The sequence below is a fragment of the Bradyrhizobium zhengyangense genome, assembly GCF_022012435.1.
In the GTDB taxonomy this organism is placed as follows: domain Bacteria; phylum Pseudomonadota; class Alphaproteobacteria; order Rhizobiales; family Xanthobacteraceae; genus Bradyrhizobium; species Bradyrhizobium zhengyangense.
In genome coordinates this window covers 33,316-54,197 of the sequence record NZ_JAKLUA010000023.1, presented here as the reverse complement: position 1 = coordinate 54,197, position 20,882 = coordinate 33,316, and the positions used below count along the sequence as shown (strand labels likewise).

The following is a 20,882-nucleotide window of genomic DNA, read 5'->3' as shown; positions in this document are numbered from 1 at the left end:
ATGACGGCTCATAATCTGGCGCTGCATTTTGAACAGGTCGTCGCGTCCTCGCCGGACGCCGTCGCCCTGCTCTGCGAAGGCGAGAGCTTCACCTTTTCCGAGCTCAACGGTTCGGCAAACCGGCTGGCGCGATGGCTGATGTCGCAGAGCGTCGACAGAGGCGCGGTGGTCTGTCTCGAACTGCCGAAGATTGCCGAAGCCTATGCGCTCGCGATGGCTTGCATCAAGATCGGAGCGCCATATGCGTTCCTTGACCCGGCCGCCCCCGCGGAACGCGCCCGGCTGATGCTGGAGCGATGCCGCCCGGCGCTGATCGTCAGCGTGCGCGAGGGATTTGGCGCGCGGGCAGTGATTGGCGATGCCGACGCCCGCGCGGCATTGCGTGATGCCGTGTCGCGCCTTGACGATTCGAACCTGCCGCAAACCGCTTTGATCACAGGGGTTGATCCTGCCTACGTGATGTTCACGTCGGGGTCGACGGGCGAGCCGAAGGGCGTGGTCATCCCGCATCAGGGCGTGCTTCACCTGATCGCGTGGGCGAAGCACGATCTTGGTATTGGATCCGGCGATCGGTTGACGAATGTCAATCCGATCTACTTCGATAATTCAGTCTTCGACATCTATGCCGGATTGCTGAACGGGGCCGCGATCGTTGCGCTCGACGCGCTGAAGGGGCGGCCTCCCGCCGAGCTGGTGTCGGAGATCACGAAGCATCAGTGCACGTTCTTCTTCGCCGTTCCGACACTCTTCATGTTCCTGGACTCCATGCACCTGTTGAGTCCCGATTGGCTGCCGAGCGTCAGCCGGTTCATGTTCGGCGGCGAGGGATTTCCGCTGGCGCGACTTCGCCGGTTCTATGACGCGTTCGCCGGCAAGGCGAAGTTGATCAATTGCTATGGCCCGACCGAAACAAGCTGCATCTGCAGCGGTTTCGAGATCGTCGAATCCACCTTCGACACCGTCGAGGGGTTGGCTCCCTTGGGGAAGCTCAATCCCAATTTCAGCTACCGGATTCTGGACGACGACATGAAACCCGTTCCCGCGGGCACGGCGGGCGAGCTGTGGCTGGGAGGTCCGGGCGTTGCGCTCGGCTATATCAACAATCCGCAAGAGACCGCTCGTCGCTTCCGTCAGGATCCATTGATTGAGGGCTACCGATCGATCCTTTATCGCAGCGGTGATCTGGTCGAGGCCGAAGCTGGCACAGGTGTGCTCCGCTTTCGTGGCCGTGCCGACAATCAGGTCAAGCTTCGGGGATACCGGGTCGAGCTCGAGGAGATCGATCACGCGCTGGTCGCATGCAAGGGGGTCACGCGTGCGCTGGCCGTCGTGCTTCACGATGCCGGAGGCGCAAGCCGGCTACTGGCCGCCTATGCGGGTGCGAAAATGACGGAGAGCGAGTTGCGCCAGCACTGCGCCGCGCATCTTCCCGCCTACATGGTGCCGAACCGGTTCATCTGGCTCGAAGACATTCCCGTCAACGCCAATGGCAAGGCGGACAGGCGCTCGGTGGCATCGCTGCTCGGTGAAGCTGTCGCAAGGGCCTCGTAGATGCCAAAGCCCGCAGCGTCCACACGCGTTGTCCGATGAGCGTCGAGAGCCAGCCCTATGATGGTGCGGCGACGGGTTTGCTCGCGAAGCCGCCGTGGCGGCTGATCCCTCAAATCGATCGTGACCCGACGCTCGTGGCGGGTGTGCAGGAGACTCGCGGCCGCGTGTTGCTTTTCTGCGCGGTCGGGCTGCTGGCGTTGCTGTTCTGGCAGATCAATATCGACTTCTCGGCCGCGGGTCTGGCGCTGGCCTGCGCCTACGCGGGGCGATATCGGCGCGTCCTGATCTTTCTGGCGACCTTGCTCCTGCTTTGCAGCAACGGCTTCCTGGTCGACCGCGCGTTTCTTGCCCGGATGGCAATCGACGAAGGCGTTGCGGACCGGATCGATCAGCCGCTGCTTGACGCGGCCATGGTGGCCGTGACGTTTGCGCTGTTCTCGGGATTGCTGGCCATGCAAAGGGCGGGAGCCATCACGCTCCGCCGCCCGACGCTCAGCCTGCTACTCGCATTCCTGGCGCTTGTTGGCGCCACGCAGGCCAGTTTCATGGCCGGCACACCGCGCGTTCTGCTGTGGTCGTTCCTGATGACGTTTCAGCCGTATCTGTGGTTCCTTGCCTACGGTCTGATGGATTCGGTCAAGGAGCGATCTCCGGTGTGGCAGCACCTGAGCGTTTTTCATCCCTTCTGGGGAGCGACGCTGACGCCGTTCGGCAAGGGACTGTCCTATCTCCGCCGCTTCGAGGCCAAGACGTCGGAGGAGCTCGCGGTCACGCAGCTCAAGGGCGTCAAGCTTGCGGCCTGGGTCCTGATCCTGGCGATCGGCAAGATCTGTATCGGCGAATTTGTCCACGGTCAGTTGCGGCTTCCGATGTTCGACGACAATCTGCTGCAATATCTCGCAGGTCATCCCCAGCCGCGCCTGGTGGGGTGGGCGAGCGTTGTGGTCTTCTTTGTCGACGATCTGCTGAGCATGACCGTGTTCGGCGGCACCATCGTCGCGACGGCGCGGCTCGCCGGTTTTCGGCTGTTGCGCAACACCTATCGTCCCCTGGAGTCGGCGACGCTGGCCGAGTTCTGGAACCGTTATTACTTCTACTACAAGGAGCTGCTGGTCGATCACTTCTTCTACCCGACCTTTGTTCGCTATTTCCGCGGCCATCGCCGGCTTCGCATGTTCTTCGCCACCTTTGCCGCGGCCTGTGTCGGCAATTTGCTGTTCCATTTCATCCGCGACATTCACTTCGTCGGCGAAATGGGGCTTTGGCGGGCCGTGATCGGCGAGCAATCCCACGCATTCTACACGTTCATCCTGGCCGTCAGCGTGGGGCTCTCGCAGATGCGTCGCGTACCGCAGCCGGCGCCGAAAGGATGGCTGCGCGGCCGTTTGCTGCCTTGCCTGTGGGTCTCCAGCTTCTTCTGTCTCATTCACATCTTTGATGCGCCGTTGGACCGTGAGCACTCGCTCTGGCAACGCGCCGAATTCCTGTTCTATCTCCTGGGAGTAACGACATGACCACGACAGCTCGCCCTGAAGTCAGATCGCGGATGCGGCACTACATCACGCAGCGCCTCATCATGAAGGGCGACAGTTCGCCGCTGAGTGACGACGATCTTCTGTTCACCAGCGGGCGTCTCGATTCACTCGACGCGGTCGAGCTGATCATGAGCATCGAGACCGATTACGGGATCAATTTCTCCGACATCGGTTTCGACCTGACGCGCCTGGACTCGATTTCGGCGATTGCCGGTCTGGTGCAGCAGCCGTCGGCCGAACCTGTCTGAAACCAGCCCGGAAGCAGGTCGGGTGCGTGGCACAGTGTTGTCCACCCGAGGAGCTACTGCACGTCCATCTGCAATCCTTCCTTCTGGATGATGCCGGCGAACTTCTTGGTCTCGGCGTCCACGAAGTCCGCAAATTGCTGCGGTGTACCGTAGTCGGCGCGCGCACCCATGGCGGTAATCTGCTTCCTGATGTCGTCGCGCTCCAGCATCGCCTTGACCTGGAGATTGAGCGCGTCGAGCACGGGCGCAGGGACGCCCTTTGGCAGAAACACCGAGAACCACGACGACACGTCGAAATTCGCAAGCTCTGGTGCGCACTCCCGCATGGTCGGCAGGTTCGGTGCGAGCTCGCTGCGCTCGGTGGTGGTGACGCAAAGGCCGTTGAGCGTGCCGTTCTGCACCTGCGGCAGGCTCGGATAGAGATTGTCGAACAGGACCTGGATGTCGCCGGCGAGCGCGGCCTGGAGTGCGGGGCCTGCGCCGCGGAACGGGATGTGTGTCATCTTCAGCCCGGTGAGCTGGAGGAACCAGGCGCCGGTGAGGTGAGGGCTCTGGCCGACGCCTGACGAGGCGTAGCTGAGCTTGTCCGGATTGGCCTTCAGATAGGCGATCAGCTCGGCGACCGACTTGATGCCGGTCTTCGGATGCGCCGACACGATGTTGGGGATCCGGATCATGTTGGAGACGGGCTGGAGCTGGTCCGGCTTGTAGGTGAGGTTCTTGAAGATGCTGTAGGCGATCGCATTCGGACCGGGGTTGCCGATCAGAATGGTGTGGCCGTCGGCCTTGGAACGAACGACCTCGGCCGTCCCGATCGTGCCGCCGCCGCCCGAGCGGTTTTCCACGACTGCGGTCTGGCCCCAGGCGGATTGGAGATGAGCGGCGAGCAATCGGCCCATCACGTCGGTCGAGCCGCCGGCCGCAGCCGGCACAATGATACGGACGTTCTCGGTCGGCTTCCAATCGGCAAGGCTCGGTCGCGGCAGGATTGCTGCGGCCGTCAGGCCCGCGGCGCCGGCGAGTACCCGACGGCGGGACAACAATCTCGTCCGAAGCTTCTTAGGCACCTATCCTCTCCCTGCTTTTTGTTTTGCAGAGAGCGTAGGGAACCGGGCGCACAACGGCAAGTCGCGTGCAAGCGCAAGCGCCGCGCGAAGAGCGTCACGACGCCGCAGGCAGACGGTGTCAGCTCACGATCTCAGTTGAAGCTGAGCAGCTTGAACAGCGGCGCGAGATAGCTCATCTCCTGACCCGACGTCGGCGTGGTGCGACTGATGGAGTCGAAGATCTTGCCGTCCTGGAGGCCGTAATTCGCAAGCCGGCGTACGCGCCGGTTCTTGTCGAAATAGATCGCGATCACGCGCTGATCGACCACCTTCTGGTTCATGAAGGCGACCACGCGCTCCGAGCGCTGCGAGATGTAATAGAACACCTCGCCGTCCAGCGTCGCGACGGTGGAGGGCGTGCCCATCACGATCAGCACCTGGTCCTGGCTCGCGCCGATCGGAATCTGCTCGAGCGCGCCGGGCGGCAGGATGTAGCCCTTCTGGAATTGTTCGCCGGTGCAGCCCGCAAGGGCGCCGCCGACCAGAGCCACGGCCACGAGCATGCGCCAGCGTGCATGAAGGCCGCGCCGCCGAGTTGCGCGCAGGCTGGTCTGGTTCGTTATCGTCATAGCGGAACTGATTCCGTCCCCTTGCGTCGCGCGAGGCGCTGAAGTACCGGGCGGAGGCTCTGAATGCAACTCGCGCGCGCCCGCTTGCGGAAACCACAATGCTTTGGCCGTTCAATCACTTCAGGAAACCCCGGCTAGCCCCGGCCGGCACCATTGAAGCCATCTATGGCATGATCGTGACGCAGGCGCGAGAACCCATATTTTACCGGGACTTGGGCGTGCCTGATACGGTTAACGGCCGTTTTGACCTGTTGTTGCTGCACCTCTGGCTGTTGCTGCGGCGGCTGCGGACTGTCGTCCAGGGCGGTGCGGAGCTGTCGCAGGCCCTGTTTGATCGCTTTTGCGAGGACATGGACGACAATCTGCGCGAGATGGGCGTGGGCGACCAGACCGTCCCGAAGCGGATGCGGGCGTTCGGCGAGGCTTTTTACGGCCGCGTCCAGGCTTACGACCAGGCGATCGCGGCGGGCACGGAGGCGCTGGCGCAAGCGATCTGCAAGAATATCTTGAATGGCTCAGGGCTGGATCAGGCGAGGCGGCTCGCCGCCTATGCGGAGGTGGCTGATGCCGATCTCGGCCAGGCCGGCGATTCCGCCCTGTTGCAAGACTCTTTCAGGTTTCCCGCGCCGCTTCGGGAGGATGAGACGTCATGAACCGATCGATGACCGGGTCCGGACCGGATCCCTGGCGTTCACCCGTAACGGTGGCGCAAATTCCCGATACGGGGCTTCACCGTGAGCTCGAAGCCTCGGCGGCCGAGCGTCGGGCCATGGCCGATCTCGCCGGCCTGCGCGACATTCTGTCGGCCCATGCCGATTTCGACGTCGAGCCGAAGAGCGGCGGCCGGGTCCAGGTCACTGGCCGGGTCCGGGCTAGGGTCGGCCAGACCTGCGTGGTCACGCTCGATCCGATCGAGAGCGAAATCGACGAGGAGGTCGATCTGACTTTTGCGCCTGAGGCCGAGACGCGGCGGCTGGAGGACCTGATCGAGCAAGGGCAGGACGACGACGGGGAGCCGTCGGAGGTCGCCGATCCGCCCGAGGCCATCGTCAACGGGATCATCGACCTCGGCCGGATTGCGACCGACGCGCTGTTCCTGGCGATCGATCCTTATCCCCGCAAGCCGGGTGTCGTGTTCGAGACTGAAGTCACTGCTCTCGATCCCGAGGACCATCCGTTCGCGGCGCTCAAGGCGCTCCAGGACAACCAGCAGGGCAAGAAGAAAGGCAAATAGCTGGGCATTCCCCCGTAAGACCGCTGTCCCGCGTGGCGTGAGGTCCTTACTGGACCGGTTTGAAAGGCCGGCTCATCCGTTTGATTATTATGATATTTCTATAAATCTGAGCGCCGGCCAGCAGGTCGCCCTTAGTCCAAAAGGCTGGGGGCAAGAGGTTGTTTCGGGATAACAAAACGCTATTGTCGCGCCCCGGTCCGGGTGCGGCGTGGCGCTTGGCCGGTCGCCATGTCCATGGCGAACCCATTTTGCGGCCCGCTCGTTCAGGACCGCACCAGACCAGGTTTCCGGGACTTTTATGCCAAGCAAGGTTCGCATCGCGCTGGACGCCATGGGGGGCGACGACGGCGCTGCCGTGGTCATTCCAGGCGCAGCCATTTCCCTCGCGAGGCATCGGGACACTGAATTCCTGCTGGTTGGGGACCGCGCCAGGATCGAGCCCGAGCTCGATCGGCATCCCCAGCTCAAGGCCGTATCGAGGATTATCCATACCGACGTCGCCGTCAGCGGCTCGGACAAGCCGAGCCAGGCCCTGCGACGCGGCCGCAAGACCTCCTCGATGTGGCTCGCCATCGACGCGGTGAAGAAGGGGGAGGCCGATGTCGCGGTCTCCGCCGGCAACACCGGCGCGCTGATGGCGATGGCCCGGTTCCATCTGCGCACCCTGCCTGGCATCGATCGCCCGGCCATTTCAGCGATATGGCCGACCACGCGCGGCCAGTCAGTGGTGCTCGATCTCGGCGCCACGATCGGGGGCGATGCGCGCCATCTGGTGGCGCTCGCGGTGATGGGCGCAGCCATGGTGAGCGTGGTGTTCGACAAGAAGCGCCCCACGGTCGGCCTGCTCAACATCGGGACGGAGGAGATCAAGGGACACGAGGAGATCCGCGAGGCCGCCGAGATGCTGCGCGCCATGAACCTGCCGGAACTCGAATATATCGGCTTTGTCGAAGGCGACGGCATCGGCAAGGGGATGGCCGATGTGATCGTGACCGAGGGCTACAGCGGCAACATCGCGCTCAAGGCCGCCGAGGGAACCGCGCGCCAGATGGCGGAATTACTTCGTCACGAGATCCAGCGGAGCTGGCTCTCCAAGATCGGCTATGTGTTTGCCCGCAATGCCTTCCAGGCCCTGCGCGACAAGATGGACCCGAACAAGTCGAACGGTGGGGTTCTGCTCGGGCTGAACGGGATTGTGGTCAAGAGCCACGGCGGAATCAACGCCGAAGGCTTTGCCTATGCGATCGATGTTGGCTATGAGATGGCTCACTACGATCTCCTGAACAAGATCAATCAGATGCTCAACCGCGAGGGTAGTGCACTCAATTCCGTGCAGACCGCGCAGGAGGCTGTTTCGTGACTCAAATTCGTTCGGTCGTGCTCGGCTGCGGCTCTTATCTGCCGGAGCAGGTGGTGACCAACGCCCAGTTGGCGGCGCGTATCGACACGTCCGACGAATGGATCGTCCAGCGCACCGGCATTCGCGAACGGCACATTGCGGCCGAGGGCGAATTCACCTCCCATCTGGCGATCAAGGCGGCGCAGGCCGCGCTTGCCGATGCCGGCGTGGATGCGCAATCGATCGAGCTGATCGTACTCGCGACCTCGACGCCCGATAACACCTTCCCTGCAACGGCGGTCGCCGTGCAGCACGGGCTCGGCATCAACCATGGTGCGGCGTTCGATCTGCAGGCCGTGTGCTCGGGCTTCGTGTTCGCGCTGGCCACTGCCGACAATTTCCTGCGCACCGGCGCCTTCAAGCGCGCGCTGGTGATCGGCGCCGAGACGTTCTCGCGCATCCTCGACTGGAACGATCGCGGCACCTGCGTGCTGTTCGGCGACGGCGCGGGCGCCGTTGTGCTGGAGGCACAGGAGCAGCCGGGCAAGGCTGCCACCGACCGCGGCGTGGTGACGACGCATCTGCGCTCTGACGGCCGGCACAAGGCAAAACTGTTCGTCGACGGCGGGCCGTCCTCGACCCAGACGGTCGGTCACCTCCGCATGGAGGGCCGCGAGGTCTTCAAGCATGCGGTCGGCATGATTACCGACGTGATCGTCGACGCCTTCCAGGCGACCGGGCTCAATGCCGACAGCATCGACTGGTTCGTGCCGCACCAGGCCAACAAGCGAATCATCGACGCCTCCGCGCACAAGCTCCATATCGCGCCGGAGAAGGTGGTGCTGACGGTGGACCGCCACGGCAACACCTCGGCGGCCTCTATCCCGCTGGCGCTGTCGGTGGCGCGCAAGGACGGCCGCATCAAGCGCGGCGACATGGTTCTGCTGGAGGCCATGGGCGGCGGCTTCACCTGGGGCTCGGCGCTGGTGCGCTGGTAAAGCCACATCAGATAAAATTTTGCCGGAATCTGCGCCGATATCGATGCGTCTGCATTGATGAACGGTGTTGACCGCCGTAACGTAAGTTCATAATTTCAGACAACAATTGTTCGCCGTGATGTGGGGCAGGGCGATGACCGATCAAAGTAAAACCGTAACGCGTGTGGATCTCTGCGAGGCCGTCTACCAGAAGGTGGGCCTGTCGCGGACGGAATCGTCTGCGTTCGTGGAACTCGTGCTGAAGGAAATCACCGATTGCCTCGAGAAGGGCGAGACGGTGAAGCTGTCCTCGTTCGGCTCCTTCATGGTCCGCAAGAAGGGCCAGCGCATCGGCCGCAATCCGAAGACCGGCACCGAGGTGCCGATCTCGCCGCGCCGGGTGATGGTGTTCAAGCCGTCGGCGATCCTGAAGCAGCGGATCAACGCCCAGCACCGCACCAATGGCGATGCCAGCAAGACTCAACCCGAGGCGTAACCGCCATTCGGAAAGGACGGGCATTTGGACAAGGCGCCGGATGCGTTCCGAACCATCAGCGAAGTAGCGCAGGAACTCGACATTCCGCAGCACGTGCTGCGGTTCTGGGAGACCCGCTTCTCCCAGATCAAGCCGATGAAGCGCAGCGGCGGACGCCGCTATTACCGCCCTGACGATGTCGACCTGCTCAAGGGCATCCGCCGCCTGCTCTACGGCGAGGGCTACACCATCCGCGGGGTGCAGCGGATCCTGAAGGAGCACGGCGTCAAATCGGTGCAGGGCTTGGCCGACGGTGCAGCCGCGGTCTCGTTCGGGGCGATCGAGGACGCCATCGGCGCGAGCCTGATGGAGCCCGACGACGAGCCGCCCATCAAGGGCATCACGGATGCCGACGATGACGACTACCAGGGCGACGAGGAGGAAGGCATCGACTTCCGCTTCACGGAGGTCGACGACGAGGAAATCCTCACCACTTTCCGCAAGGGCGGCACATCAGCCGCGCCGGCCGGCCCCAGCGCGCTGGACCGGGAACGGCTGGGACGGGTGCTCGCCGATCTGGTCGCCTGCCGGGAAATGCTGGATCAGGCGCTGAAGGACGGTTGACCGCGCTTTACCTCAGCTTTGCGGTCAGTTCCGGAGCTTTGAGCGAAGACACCAAAATGGTGTGGCTCTCCTTGCGCATCGCTCCGATCCTAGCTAATGGAACGACGTTCGGAGCGTGGCGCAGCCCGGTTAGCGCACTAGTCTGGGAGACTAGGGGTCGGAGGTTCAAATCCTCTCGCTCCGACCATTTTCTTCAGAGAATGGCCAAGTGCTTGCGCGATCGCGCGATCGCGGGATCGGCAAGCGATCGGCTGTCCTTCAAGCAATCCGTTGTTAGTAGCTGGCGGTCAGCACCCGCCGCGCGGACAGGACTGGTCCGCAGGAGGCTTGCCACGAGCCCAGGTCGGAACGGCGAAGGCAAGTTGATACTGTCCCATCGTGTCCACGAGGGAGGCTTGCGCGCTTTGGAGGCGTTTGGTCAGCCCGCCGACGTTGAGGTCCAGCGTTGCGTCTATGGCCAAAAGCGACATCGAGACGCACGCAACGGTCCCTGCGATGGCGATCGCCTTCCATTCTGGTGACTGAATCATCTGACTTTGTCAGGTAATTGCCTTCCGTGCAGGATTCAACCCCGGCATAGCTTGGCGCACGCTTTCTTGAATTGCGGCAGTTAGGTAACGAGGTGAGGCGTGTCGCTCTGGTCGCCCGCGAATCGATCGCGGCCTTGATTCGATGACGTCCAGCGACGACCTGGTTCAGGAACGAATGCTAGGCGGATGGCCGCAGATATCCCACCACCATCCGCGTCGTCTCATCCACCAGCGTCCGCACGATCTTGTCCGGCAGCGTCTCGGCTTGGTTCAGTACCGTGTTGTGCGCGACGGCTTCGATGGCGCTGACGCAGATGAAGGTCGCGACATCGAGGTCGATCCTGCGCATTTCCTTGCGACGGCTGTCGAGATAGGCGCGCACGAGCGCGTGGACCTCGCGGTTGAAGGCTTCGACGTCGAGCTTGCCCGCGCGCGGGATCTGCTCGGCGAGCACGCGATGCAGTTTGGGGTTGATGCGGTGCGCGTCGATCGCGACGGTGACGAGGCGACGCACGGCTTTCTCGATCGGCATGTCGGCAACCTCGAGGAGCGTTGCACGGACGATCGCCATGATCTCCTCGTTGTGACGATCGATCACGGCCGCGACGAGCGCCTCCTTGCTTGGGAAATATTGATACAGCGAGCCGACGCTGACGCCGGCGGCCTCGGCGATCCGGTTGGTGCTCGTCTTCTCGAAACCGTCCTTGACCAGAATGCGAGCAGTCGCCTCGACCAGCGCGTCGACGGTGGCGCGGGATCGCCGCTGCGAGGCGCTTTTTCGGGGTTTTGTCGGCGCTTTGTGGGCCACGGCCTTGTGATCCGAATGCGAGTTGGAAAAGCGAGCGAATGCTCGCATTATAACGGCAAGTGGCGGCGGGTCAGCAAGCCTCTTTGTCGCCGCGTCGGACGAGCCAGATGGGGATGTGGCCATGAGCGTTGCCAGGATCGTATCGGCCTTGCAGTTTTGCCCTGAGGGTTGCGTGTTCAGTCCGCGCGCCCGGCGCGATCCCGCGCCGAGCCTGCAGAGCCGGCTGTTCAACTTGCTGCTGCGGCAGCTTCCCTACAAGCAGCAGCTCGCCTCCGCGGAAGCCGTGCAGGCACGTGTGCAGAAACTCGCGCTGGAGCCTGCATCATTCGAGCCGACGGGTTTGGGGCCCGGCGTCGATGCGATGCTGACCAAGATGGGCGGCTGGCCGGTCTATTACACCGCGCCGTCGTCGGGCCATGAGGGCCGCAACTTCGTCATGTTCCTGCATGGTGGCGGCTACATCAACGAGATCGTGCCGGCGCATTGGCGCTTTGTCGGCCAGATGACACGCGAAGCGGGCGTCGTCTGCGTCGTGCCGATCTACCCGTTGGCGCCGCGCGCCACTGCGAAGGATGTCGTGCCTGCGACGGCCGAGCTGTTGCGGATGCTGCTGGAGGATGCGGGGCAGGCAAAGGTCACGGTGGTCGGCAATTCGGCCGGCGCGGGTCTTGCGCTTGCGGCGTGCCAATGGCTGCGCGATCGCGGTCACCGCCAGCCAAACCGGCTGGTGCTGATCTCGCCTGGAGCCGACGCGTCTGTCAGCCGCCCCGAGCAAGCGGAGATCGCCGCGCGCGATCCGATCCAGGACATTCCCGGCATCATCGAGGCCGGGCGGCTCTATGCCGGCGAGCTCGATGTCGGCCATCCCTTCGTCAGCCCGCTCAACGGCGCGTTCAGAGAGCTGGCGCCGATGACGATCTTTTCGGGCACACGCGATCTGCTCTACCCTGACAGCGTCGATCTCGCCGCGCGAGCACGATCAGCTGGTGTGCCGGTCGAGTTGCATCTGTGGCGGAACCAGCCTCACAATTACGCGCTGATGCCGACGCCGGAGGGCCGGCGGGCGCGTGCGATGATTTTGGGTGCGGTGGTTTAAGAGGGAGCGTGACTGGTGTCACGCTGCGCGCTGCCTCGCGCGAGACTTTGGTGCTGCGAGACCTTGGCGCCGGTCGTGCCGCGCGGAGGGACGGTGCGGCCCCCGGGGCGTCTCCTCGGTATCGGTAGTTTTGCGGGGCCTTAGGCGTGCCCCTTGATCTCGTAGTGACCCGGCACGCACTTGTAGCGCTCGAGGCGCCAATTGACGTGATAGATCGGATGCTCGTCCATCCATTTTGCGAGCGGGGCCTGTGCACCGACTGCACATGCCATCATCGACATGTCGGGCGTCATGTTGCTGTCGGTCACGATTTCCTCGACGCAGCTGCCCGAGGCAGCAGCGCCAAGCCGGCAGAGCACGGCAACGACGGTTATGAACATTCCAGTCACCTCATCGGTAGTTTCGACCACGAGGAGGATGCAAGCCGAGTGCCACAGCCTGTGTCGGAAACGACACGCCGGCCGGGCCTGCTCGCCCCAGTGCCCCATTTGACGATTCGGATTGTAAAAAAATTGCTCCTGAACCGAAGCCGGACAAATACGGGAACCGCAGGGGAATCGATCCGTAGGAATGCTGGATTTCAGGGGCAGCTTCGCGCCGCCAGCGCTTCTCAGGTCTCGCGCAGCCGATAGGCTTCTCGTGGACACCCGCCGAGAGAGCGGGCCGCCACGAGGGTTTTGGAAACGCGAGGGCAGACCATGAAGGCACGACCGACCGGCGTGATCCCGCCGATGACGACACCGTTTCGGAGAGACGGCGAGATCGACTACAAGCTCGTTGCGCCCCAGGTCGACTGGATGATCGGTGCTGGTGCACATGGGGTCGCGGCCGGTGGTTCGACCGGCGAGGGTCACACGCTCGACCACGAGGAATATCGCGACCTGATCGACGCGACGGTCGAGGCGGTGAACGGACGCATTCCGGTCATTGCCGGCATCATCGTCGATTCCACGCGCGATGCGATCCGCCGCGGCAAGCTGGTGCGCGACATGAATGTCGCGGCCCTGCAGGTGACGCCGGTGCATTATCTGTTCAAGCCGGATGACGAGGCGATGGTGGCGCATTTTCGCGCCATGGCTGAAGAAACCGGCATGCCCATCATCATCTACAATGTTGTGCCGTGGTCATACCTGTCGCCGGCGCTGCTGACGCGGATCATGACCGAAGTGCCGCTGGTGGTCGGCGTCAAGCAGAGCGCGGGCGATTTAAAACTGTTCGCGGACCTCATGATGATGGCGCCGGACAAGCTGATCTACAGCGCGGTCGATGCGCTGATGTATCCGTCCTACACGCTCGGCGCCCACGGCTCGATCGCCGCGATCCTGACCGCTGCGCCGCATGCTTCCGTGGCGCTGTGGAATGCCGTGAAGGCGGGCGACCATCCGCGCGCGCTCGAGCTGCACAAGAAGCTGCTGACACTGTGGAACGCGATCATTGCCGACAATCTGCCGGCCTGCACGCGTTACGCGCAGACGCTGCAGGGCCTGCCCAGAACCTATCCGCGTGCGCCAATGCCGGAGGCTTCACCCGCGCAGCAGGCGGCGACCCGCAAGGCGCTGGATGCGCTCGGCGCGCTGGACGGGCCGCAGATCGAGGCAGCCGAATAGTCCGCACGCCGAAATAACTGATGTCGAGACACAGCGCCGATCCGCTTTTACCTGCGGATGCGGCGCTGCTACATTTTGCGCGCGTCGCATGCGCGGCGCGCCAACGACGAAGAAACAGTCCGACAAGGGGAGGGGCCGAAAGTCCCATGAAGGAATTTGCTGGAAAGATCGCAGTCATCACCGGTGGCGGCACGGGCATGGGGCGGGAGCTCGCGCGGCAGCTCGTGGCCGAGGGCTGCAACGTTGCGATGTGCGACGTGTCGGAAGCCGCGATGGCCGAGACCAAGCGGCTGTGCGAGGTCGAGAAGCTGCCGCAGGGCCTGCGCGTGACCACCCATGTCGCCGACGTCTCGATCGAAGATCATCTCAAGCGTTTTCGCGACGAGCTCGCCGAGCAGCAGAAGACGGACAAGATCCATCTGCTGTTCAACAATGCCGGCATCGGCGGCGGCGGCAGCCTGTTCACCAACACGCGCGAGCAGTGGGAACGCACCTTCAACATCTGCTGGGGCGGCGTCTATCTCGGCGTCCGCACCTTCCTGCCGATGCTGGTTGCGGCGGACGAAGCCCACATCGTCAATACCGCCAGCGTCAACGGCTTCTGGGCCTCGATCGGCATGGGCCAGGCGCACACCGCCTACAGCTCGGCGAAATTTGCGGTGAAGGGATTCACCGAAGCGCTGATCAACGATCTCCGCCTGCACGCCCCGCATGTCAAATGCTCGGTGGTGATGCCCGGCCATATCGGCACCTCGATCGTCTCCAATTCGCGCAAGGTGCAGAGCGGCGACGGTTCGGAGCGTCTCAACGCCGACGAGGTCGCGCTGACCCGCAAACGCATGGTCGCGGCCGGTGTGCCAGATGCTGACAAAATGTCGGACGAGGACATCCAGGCGGTGTTCACCGAGCGCGCCCGCAGCTTCCTCGAGGATGCACCGACGACCGCTGCGCAGGCTGCCAAGATCATCCTGGATGGCGTCAAGGCAGAGCGGTGGCGCATACTTGTGGGGGATGACGCAAAGCGTCTCGACGAGCGTGTCCGCGCGACGCCCGAGCAGGCCTATGACCGCGCGTTCTACGAAAGCTTTACCCAGGAGGTCGGCTGGCGGCTTGGCTGACGCGCTTTGGCGGAGGCGGTCGATAACGGCGCGCGTAGGTAGGCATGATCATCGTCATCGCAAGGGGTAGGCAACACATTTTACTCGGGATTTGTGGCCGCCCCTTGCTTATCTTGATGACCTTATGACGCAACGGAATGTGACTCATGCAATGATATTCCCGCGTTCAAGCGATGGTGATCTTGTTCGGGTCCCATTCGGCCTGCCGCAGCTTGGTCGGTGAACTAAAATAGTTTAGTGAATCAGGGGTAATGCCACGATAGAGCGCCGCTCCGATGATACCCGCATGCCTCTCCGACGATTTCATCCTCTGCCCGGAGAGAGAGGATATCTCCGCTGAGTTCACCCGGTTGCTGACCGCGGCACAAGAGGGCGGCGCCACCATCGCCGAATGCCTGATGATCGCGCGGCAGCTCAAGCGCGGCGACGAACAGTCCTGGCATCGCGAGTGGAAGAAGCTGGCCCAGGCCAACAGGCACCGTGCCGAGGCGGCCTTCGCGGAAGGCCACATGGTCACCGCGCAGCGCAATTGGCTGCGCGCGATGAACTATTACGGCGCGGCTGCGATGCCGCTCGATCCCGCCGACGAGCGCCGCTGGGTCGCGGTGCTCGCGATGCAGGAATGCGCTCGCCGTTTCCTCACGGCGCGCGGGCCTGCCGGCGAAGTCGTGACAATCCCGTGGGTCGAAGGGCATTCGTTGCAGGGCTATTTCCTACCCGCGCCTGCGGCGAGCGGTCGCGCACCGACCGTGATCTGCATCGGCGAGCCCGGGCATCGCAAGGAAGAATTCCTGGTCAAGCTGGCCCCGCATGCACGCGAGCGCGGCTTCTCGATGCTGGCGCTCGATCTGCTGGGCGACGAGCGCGACGATTACGTGGACGTGCTGCTGCAGCGTCGAGATATCGAGAGCTCGATTGCCAGCGTCATGGATTACCTGGAGCTGCGCAGCGATGTCGATTTCGATCGCGTTGCGATCGTGGCCGACGGGTGGGGCTCATCCTTCGTCGCGCGCGCCGTGTTGCAGGAGCCGCGGTTTGCTGCCGCCGTTTGCGATGGCGGTCTCTGGGATCTGCACGAGCGGTCGTTCTTTGCCAGCCGTTTCGCCATGAGAGACCTCAGCATCGTCCCGGTGCCGCATGCGCCGCTGATGGCTTCAAGCGCGGAATGCCCGGTGCTGATCACGCTGGGCGAGGACGGTTGGCTCGAGGCCGACCGGGCGCAACAGATCGTGCAGAAATCCCGGCTCGGCAGCTCGGACATCGTGCTGAAAGTGTTCACCGCAGCGGAGACCGGCGCGGCACAGGCGCATGCCGACAATCCGAGCCTTGCGAACGAATACATCTTCGACTGGCTCGAATCCCAGCTCGGCGCCACCGGCAAGCGTATCTGAGCGCGGCCTTCGAGCCGAGAATCGCCTCAGAAGTCCAGGGAGATTCTGACGCAGGCCTTCTCGAGCCGGCTCTTCAGCGTCGCGAGCTTGGCGGTGAATTCCGTCAGCTCGTTCTCGTCGAACTCCTGGAAGACGAATTCGCGAATCGTCTTGTACTGCTCGTTGAGGCTCGCGATGTGTTTCTGCGTTTTCTCGACCAGCGACAGCCGCACCACGCGGGCGTCGGTCGGTGAGGGGCGGCGGCGCAAGAGACCCTTCTTCTCCAGCAGCTTGGACTGGGTGGTGACGAAGGACGGGTCGACGTGAAGCAGCTTGGACACCACGTTGACGGGCACGCCATCGTCCTTGTCGAGATCGGAAATCGCCATCAGGATCAGCCATTGCGGTCCGCTGATGCCGAGCGTCCTGGCCCAGAACTGACGCAGCTCCTCCAGGTACATGTTGATCGAGGATATCTCCCAGGTGAATCGCCTGATGATATCGAGATTGCCGGCGGAGCGGAGGCGCGCCCCTTCTTTCCTCGTCGCTGACACAGCGTCACTCCCGCAAGCTGATTCATTCTCGCCAGTTTTCGCGGCGGGCATAGTCCACGCAAGTCTGCCCTGACGCAAGTGCAGAGCAGGGTAATTGTGTCACGGAAATTACAAATATGAGCGGGTCAGCATTTTCGCCCATCTCCGGTGTTGCGCCGCAGACACAGGGATAGTGAAACAACAAAGCTGATCTAATAAACTATTTTGATTAACGGAATGGTGCAGGCATATTGATCCGTGACGGTGGGGGGTTCTCGATCGTCCCGTTGCAGGTGGTTCGCTCACGTCCCTCGCGTCTCAAGCAGGTGCGTCCGAAAGCGCGAAGCGGCCGAGCGGATTTGATGAAGAGACGGGGATCTGGGGGGCCTTGCGGTCCGGTCTCCGTAAAATGAGCAACTTGGAGGTTTTAAATGAAAGTGGTGAAGAGCCTTTTGCTCGGCACTGCGGCGGGTTTGATCGCCGTCGGTGGAGCTCAGGCGGCTGATCTTCCGGTCAAGGCCAAGGCGGTCGAATACGTGAAGATCTGCTCGCTGTACGGTGCGGGTTTCTACTACATGCCGGGCACCGACACCTGCATCAAGTTCGGTGGTTACGTCCGCGCTGACGCGATTCTCGGCGGCGCCGGCGACTACGGCTTCAATAACAGCACGAGCTCTGCGAACGGTGGGTCGAACAACCGCCTGACCAACTACTACTACAGCCGCGCTCGTTTGGACCTCAACGTCGATACCCGCACTGCGACCGAATACGGCGTTGTGCGGACCTATGCCGACATGGTCTTCACCTATGATACGTCCAACGTCACCGGCAGCAACCCGTCGGCGATCTCGAGCAGCTCGGCTTCGCTCGGTCTCTACCACGCGTTCATCCAGTTCGCCGGCTTTACCTTCGGCCGCACGGTCTCGATCTTCGACGCCCCGTGGCAGAGCTATCCGGCTGGCGGTCCCGACAGCATTCCTGGCGGCTCCAACCACGTCAACGGCGTGAACCAGGTTGCCTATACGGCTGACTTCGGCCAGGGCATCACCGGTTCGCTCGCGTTGGAAGACGAAACGTCGGCGTCGAACGGCCAGTCGAATCTCTGGAACGTATCGTCCGGCACGGCCGCCCAGTTCGTGACCGGTGTCTATGGTGCCAACTCTTGGGGTGGAACACGTTCACCCGACATCATTGGTGCGGTCCGCGTTGATCAGGCTTGGGGTCTGGCCCAGCTGTCGGTTGTCGGCCATGACATCCATGCCGGCTATTACGGCGCGACGGAACCCAGCGGTCATCCCGGCGACAAGTGGGGCTGGGCTGTGCAGGGCTCGTTGTCGATCAAGAACATCCCGACCGGTGCGGGCGACTCCATCAACCTGCAGGCCGTCTATACCGACGGTGCGACACGCTACAACTTCCAGAGCCTGTTCCCGCAGAGCTTCTTCATGTTCGGCGGCAGCAGCTCGGCGTATCAGAGCATCGGCTTCGCCGGTCTTGCAGACGGCGTCTTCGGAACCGGTACCAGCATCGATACCGTCAAGACCTGGGGCGTCCGCGGTGGGTACACCCACAACTGGAGCCCGAACTGGGCGAGCGCCATTTACGGTGGCTATGCTTCGGCGAGCTATGGCTCGACCGGCAAGACCCTGATCTGCGCCAACTTCGCGACGATCGCCGTAGCCGGTGCAACCTGTAACCCGGACTTCAACTTCAGCGTTCTCGGCGTCAACACCGTGTGGACTCCGGTCAAGAACCTGGCGTTCACGGCTGACGTGAGCTGGTCGCGTCTGGATCAGAAGTACGCCGGCTCGATCACTGCTCCGGCGATCGCAACCGCTGCCAAGCCGGCTGCGGTGTATGAGCTGAAGGACCAGAACTCGGTCACGATGATGCTGCGCGCCCAGCGCAACTTCTGATCATCGATCGCGTCAGTTCGATCAGAGCCTCGGCGGGCAACCGCCGGGGCTTTTTTCTTGATCAATGCTGATTTTGTAAATCAGAAATCTCCTCCGCGGGCGACGAAGACGAGCTATGCGATTCGATCACCCACCAATTTTATTTACTTACCTGAGTTGGTCAGCTATATAGGGTTCAGCCGATTTCGAAAGTCACGGCTCTTAGCTTCACGCTAAGCCTCCAGAAACCTCCGGTAGTGCCCTGCCGGAGGTTTTTCGTTGTGGGGAGAAGGCACACGCCTTATCAGCGCATGACGCGCGCGCGGGAGTTCGGCCGATAGGCGATGCGGCTGTGGCCGGTGCAATAGGGCTGGCCGTCGTTCGCGGAATTGCCGCAGAAGCAAAAGTCCTCCGCGCCGGGCGTCGAGATCGGCCAGCGGCAGCGAGTCTCGTCGAGCTCCATCAGTGAGCAGCGGTTGGTGTCGTCGATCGGCCCAGTCACGGGTGCCGCGTCCGCTTCGCCGTAGATCGTGGCGAGCATTTCAAATTGCAGCCGGGGCACCGCTTTTGGCGCGCGTGGGGCGGAAGCCCTGTCCTGCAGCCTGCGCTCGTCGACCGAGCGGCCACGTGTAAGATTGAGGCGCGACAGCTTGCCGATGACGGCGTTGCGGCTGACGCCGATGTCGGCGGCGATCTCGCGGCAGGACAGGCCGGCCTCGAAGTGTTGCTTCAGCAGTTCAATTCGTTCGTTGGTCCAGGTCGGAGAGAGCACAGGCATTTGTAACGGTCCCAGGTTGCGACATCTGGCCATCAGTCGCTCGAGCTCCGTCCGCTTCACGCTCGTCGCACGCTCACGTCCTGCCATTGTCGCGAATCGACAAAAGTCCGTCCTTGATGGCGAGACGGATGCCTTCCTCGATCAATGTCCGTGCGACGCCGGGAACGCTGGTGCCGTGGGTGCCCTGTCTCACCAGCTTTTCCAGATAGGTGATGGTCGAGAGCGCCAAAGTTACGGGAATGCGGTCAGTCTCGGCTTTTTCGGTGGCCATGGCCCGAACGCTAGCCTCTTACTCAGGTACATAAAAGTAACGATTAAGACTCTATTTAGGTCCAGGGGTAGAAGTCAAATCCGGGCTTTATCGGTGGCACAGCGCGTTGGAATCGCTCAGAAAAGTTGGCGCGCGCCGGCGCGCCGCGCGGATTGCGGGCGGCGCGTGGCGTCAGCGGGGCAGGAGGTTCGTCCGGACTCAGCCGTGCACGATGGCCTTTTCGATCATGCAATGGATGCCCTTGGAGCCGTTGACGGTCTGGGTCACCCGCAGATCGGCCGCGAGGCTGCACAGCGTATAGGCGTCTTCGCGGGAGAGGTTTCGCGTTTCGCCGAGCAGCGCGATCATGTCGCGCAGCGCTCGTATCGCGCATTGGTCGAGGTCGGGGTCCATCGCCATGGTCATGTAGTGCGTCGGCGTCTCCGCGCGCGGATAGGAGAACCGCAAATCCTTGCGCAGCGTCAGGCGGAAGAGGCCCGAGAGCGCGGTCTCGATTGCGGTGACGCAGACCTCGCCGTCGCCCTGCACGCCATGGCCGTCGCCGCAGGAGAACATCGCGCCGGGGACGAACACTGGCAGATAGAGCGTCGCGCCGGCGCCGAGCTCCTTGTTGTCGAGGTTGCCGCCCATGGCGCGCGGGACGAGCGAGGAGATGCGGCCCCAGGCAGGGGGCGGCGACACGCCCATCACGCCGAAAAACGGCTTCAGCGGCAGGTCGAGGCCCCAAGGCATGCGGCCGACCATCCGCTCCCGGTCCAGCGGGATGTTGAGAAGTCGCGTCTCGTGGAAATCGTCGGGCAGGGTGCCGGCTAGCGGCTTGATCAGATTCCAGCCCCAATCCTGCCGAAGCTGGACGTCGAGGATATCGACCTGGAGGACGTCGCCGGGTTCGGCACCGTCCACCGCGATCGGCCCGGTGAGGATGTGACCTGGCACCATCCGATCGGATTTCGCATGCACCTCGGACATCTCGGGCGGAACGTGAAACCGGCTGCGGTCAGGGACCACTTCAGGCCCGCCGCTGATGGTGTCGACCGTGACCTCGTCTCCACTTGCGACGGTGAGGACAGGCTTGAGCCTGGCTTCGAAGAAGCCCCAATGGCAGGTTTCGGCGCTCGCATGCAGGTGGTGATGGGTCATTCGCGGTGTCCAGTCGTTTTCATCCGAAAGCGCTTGAGAACTTGCAATGCCCGGGCTTGACCCGGCAATCGATCCTCT

At 63.0% G+C, this 20,882-nt stretch carries 22 protein-coding genes and 1 tRNA gene; 15 read left to right on the top strand and 8 right to left on the bottom strand.

Features of this window, described 5'->3' with window-relative positions; translation table 11 throughout:
* Genes L6637_RS37505 through L6637_RS37495 form a run of 3 tightly spaced genes read left to right on the top strand, consistent with a single transcriptional unit; the run spans window position 1 to window position 3,334 of the window.
* Window positions 1-1,551 (top strand): amino acid adenylation domain-containing protein, encoded by a 1,551-nt coding sequence (locus tag L6637_RS37505; RefSeq protein WP_237873911.1) that lies wholly within the window; start codon window positions 1-3, stop codon window positions 1,549-1,551.
* A 35-nt stretch (window positions 1,552-1,586) separates the two neighbouring features.
* Window positions 1,587-3,065: a hypothetical protein gene (locus L6637_RS37500; protein ID WP_237873906.1), complete on the top strand. Its 1,479-nt coding sequence runs from the start codon at window positions 1,587-1,589 to the stop codon at window positions 3,063-3,065.
* Window positions 3,062-3,334 (top strand): acyl carrier protein, encoded by a 273-nt coding sequence (locus L6637_RS37495; RefSeq protein WP_237861755.1) that lies wholly within the window; start codon window positions 3,062-3,064, stop codon window positions 3,332-3,334. The genes L6637_RS37500 and L6637_RS37495 overlap by 4 nt, the downstream gene beginning before the upstream one ends.
* A gap of 53 nt (window positions 3,335-3,387) precedes the next feature.
* Here L6637_RS37495 and L6637_RS37490 read toward each other — a convergent pair whose 3' ends face one another.
* The gene (locus tag L6637_RS37490; protein WP_237861757.1) at window positions 3,388-4,401 is read right to left on the bottom strand and encodes a Bug family tripartite tricarboxylate transporter substrate binding protein; all 1,014 of its coding nucleotides are present in this window, start codon (window positions 4,399-4,401) and stop codon (window positions 3,388-3,390) included.
* Window positions 4,402-4,532: 131 nt separating this feature from the next.
* Entirely contained in the window at window positions 4,533-5,009 is a 477-nt protein-coding gene (locus L6637_RS37485; protein ID WP_237861759.1) for an outer membrane protein assembly factor BamE, read from the bottom strand.
* Window positions 5,010-5,107: 98 nt separating this feature from the next.
* Between L6637_RS37485 and L6637_RS37480 the strand changes: the two genes are divergently transcribed.
* The 7 genes from L6637_RS37480 (at window position 5,108) to L6637_RS37450 (ending at window position 9,845) form a co-directional block, all read left to right on the top strand.
* Complete coding sequence (locus tag L6637_RS37480; protein ID WP_237873905.1) at window positions 5,108-5,662, top strand: ubiquinol-cytochrome C chaperone family protein; 555 nt, start codon at window positions 5,108-5,110, stop codon at window positions 5,660-5,662.
* On the top strand, window positions 5,659-6,243 hold the full coding sequence (locus tag L6637_RS37475; protein ID WP_237861763.1) for a YceD family protein: 585 nt from the start codon (window positions 5,659-5,661) through the stop codon (window positions 6,241-6,243). Before L6637_RS37480 ends, L6637_RS37475 begins: the two co-directional genes overlap by 4 nt.
* 298 nt (window positions 6,244-6,541) lie before the next feature.
* Window positions 6,542-7,603, top strand: a complete 1,062-nt coding sequence (plsX, locus tag L6637_RS37470; RefSeq protein ID WP_237861765.1) for a phosphate acyltransferase PlsX — start codon at window positions 6,542-6,544, stop codon at window positions 7,601-7,603.
* Window positions 7,600-8,580 carry a beta-ketoacyl-ACP synthase III gene (locus L6637_RS37465; protein WP_237861767.1) on the top strand — a complete coding sequence of 327 codons (981 nt, stop codon included), beginning with the start codon at window positions 7,600-7,602 and terminating at the stop codon, window positions 8,578-8,580. The genes plsX and L6637_RS37465 overlap by 4 nt, the downstream gene beginning before the upstream one ends.
* 133 nt (window positions 8,581-8,713) lie before the next feature.
* Complete coding sequence (locus L6637_RS37460; protein ID WP_237861769.1) at window positions 8,714-9,055, top strand: integration host factor subunit alpha; 342 nt, start codon at window positions 8,714-8,716, stop codon at window positions 9,053-9,055.
* A 24-nt stretch (window positions 9,056-9,079) separates the two neighbouring features.
* Window positions 9,080-9,658: a MerR family transcriptional regulator gene (locus L6637_RS37455; protein ID WP_237861771.1), complete on the top strand. Its 579-nt coding sequence runs from the start codon at window positions 9,080-9,082 to the stop codon at window positions 9,656-9,658.
* 109 nt (window positions 9,659-9,767) lie between these two features.
* A tRNA-Pro gene (locus tag L6637_RS37450) sits at window positions 9,768-9,845 on the top strand.
* A 521-nt stretch (window positions 9,846-10,366) separates the two neighbouring features.
* Here the strand turns inward: L6637_RS37450 and L6637_RS37445 are convergent.
* Complete coding sequence (locus L6637_RS37445) at window positions 10,367-10,996, bottom strand: TetR/AcrR family transcriptional regulator (RefSeq protein ID WP_237873904.1); 630 nt, start codon at window positions 10,994-10,996, stop codon at window positions 10,367-10,369.
* A 121-nt stretch (window positions 10,997-11,117) separates the two neighbouring features.
* Between L6637_RS37445 and L6637_RS37440 the strand changes: the two genes are divergently transcribed.
* A complete protein-coding gene (locus L6637_RS37440; RefSeq protein ID WP_237873903.1) occupies window positions 11,118-12,092 on the top strand; it encodes an alpha/beta fold hydrolase in 975 nt (324 codons plus the stop codon).
* A gap of 140 nt (window positions 12,093-12,232) precedes the next feature.
* Here L6637_RS37440 and L6637_RS37435 read toward each other — a convergent pair whose 3' ends face one another.
* Entirely contained in the window at window positions 12,233-12,472 is a 240-nt protein-coding gene (locus L6637_RS37435; protein WP_237861777.1) for a hypothetical protein, read from the bottom strand.
* 318 nt (window positions 12,473-12,790) lie between these two features.
* Here L6637_RS37435 and L6637_RS37430 point away from each other — a divergent pair, with 318 nt between their 5' ends.
* From L6637_RS37430 to L6637_RS37420, 3 genes are all read left to right on the top strand, one after another.
* Complete coding sequence (locus L6637_RS37430; RefSeq protein WP_237861779.1) at window positions 12,791-13,699, top strand: dihydrodipicolinate synthase family protein; 909 nt, start codon at window positions 12,791-12,793, stop codon at window positions 13,697-13,699.
* A gap of 146 nt (window positions 13,700-13,845) precedes the next feature.
* Window positions 13,846-14,817 carry an SDR family NAD(P)-dependent oxidoreductase gene (locus L6637_RS37425; RefSeq protein ID WP_237861781.1) on the top strand — a complete coding sequence of 324 codons (972 nt, stop codon included), beginning with the start codon at window positions 13,846-13,848 and terminating at the stop codon, window positions 14,815-14,817.
* A gap of 275 nt (window positions 14,818-15,092) precedes the next feature.
* A complete protein-coding gene (locus L6637_RS37420; RefSeq protein ID WP_237873902.1) occupies window positions 15,093-16,208 on the top strand; it encodes an alpha/beta hydrolase family protein in 1,116 nt (371 codons plus the stop codon).
* A 26-nt stretch (window positions 16,209-16,234) separates the two neighbouring features.
* Here the strand turns inward: L6637_RS37420 and L6637_RS37415 are convergent, their stop codons facing one another.
* Complete coding sequence (locus L6637_RS37415; protein ID WP_237861786.1) at window positions 16,235-16,741, bottom strand: MarR family winged helix-turn-helix transcriptional regulator; 507 nt, start codon at window positions 16,739-16,741, stop codon at window positions 16,235-16,237.
* Between the two features lie 410 nt (window positions 16,742-17,151).
* Here L6637_RS37415 and L6637_RS37410 point away from each other — a divergent pair, with 410 nt between their 5' ends.
* The gene (locus L6637_RS37410; protein WP_237861787.1) at window positions 17,152-18,636 is read left to right on the top strand and encodes a porin; all 1,485 of its coding nucleotides are present in this window, start codon (window positions 17,152-17,154) and stop codon (window positions 18,634-18,636) included.
* Between the two features lie 283 nt (window positions 18,637-18,919).
* Here the strand turns inward: L6637_RS37410 and L6637_RS37405 are convergent, their stop codons facing one another.
* The 3 genes from L6637_RS37405 to L6637_RS37395 form a co-directional block, all read right to left on the bottom strand.
* Window positions 18,920-19,393 (bottom strand): GcrA family cell cycle regulator, encoded by a 474-nt coding sequence (locus L6637_RS37405; protein ID WP_237862559.1) that lies wholly within the window; start codon window positions 19,391-19,393, stop codon window positions 18,920-18,922.
* Window positions 19,394-19,466: 73 nt separating this feature from the next.
* Complete coding sequence (locus L6637_RS37400) at window positions 19,467-19,664, bottom strand: hypothetical protein (RefSeq protein ID WP_007603456.1); 198 nt, start codon at window positions 19,662-19,664, stop codon at window positions 19,467-19,469.
* A gap of 198 nt (window positions 19,665-19,862) precedes the next feature.
* Window positions 19,863-20,804 carry an acetamidase/formamidase family protein gene (locus L6637_RS37395; protein WP_237873899.1) on the bottom strand — a complete coding sequence of 314 codons (942 nt, stop codon included), beginning with the start codon at window positions 20,802-20,804 and terminating at the stop codon, window positions 19,863-19,865.
* Window positions 20,805-20,882 lie beyond the last annotated feature (78 nt).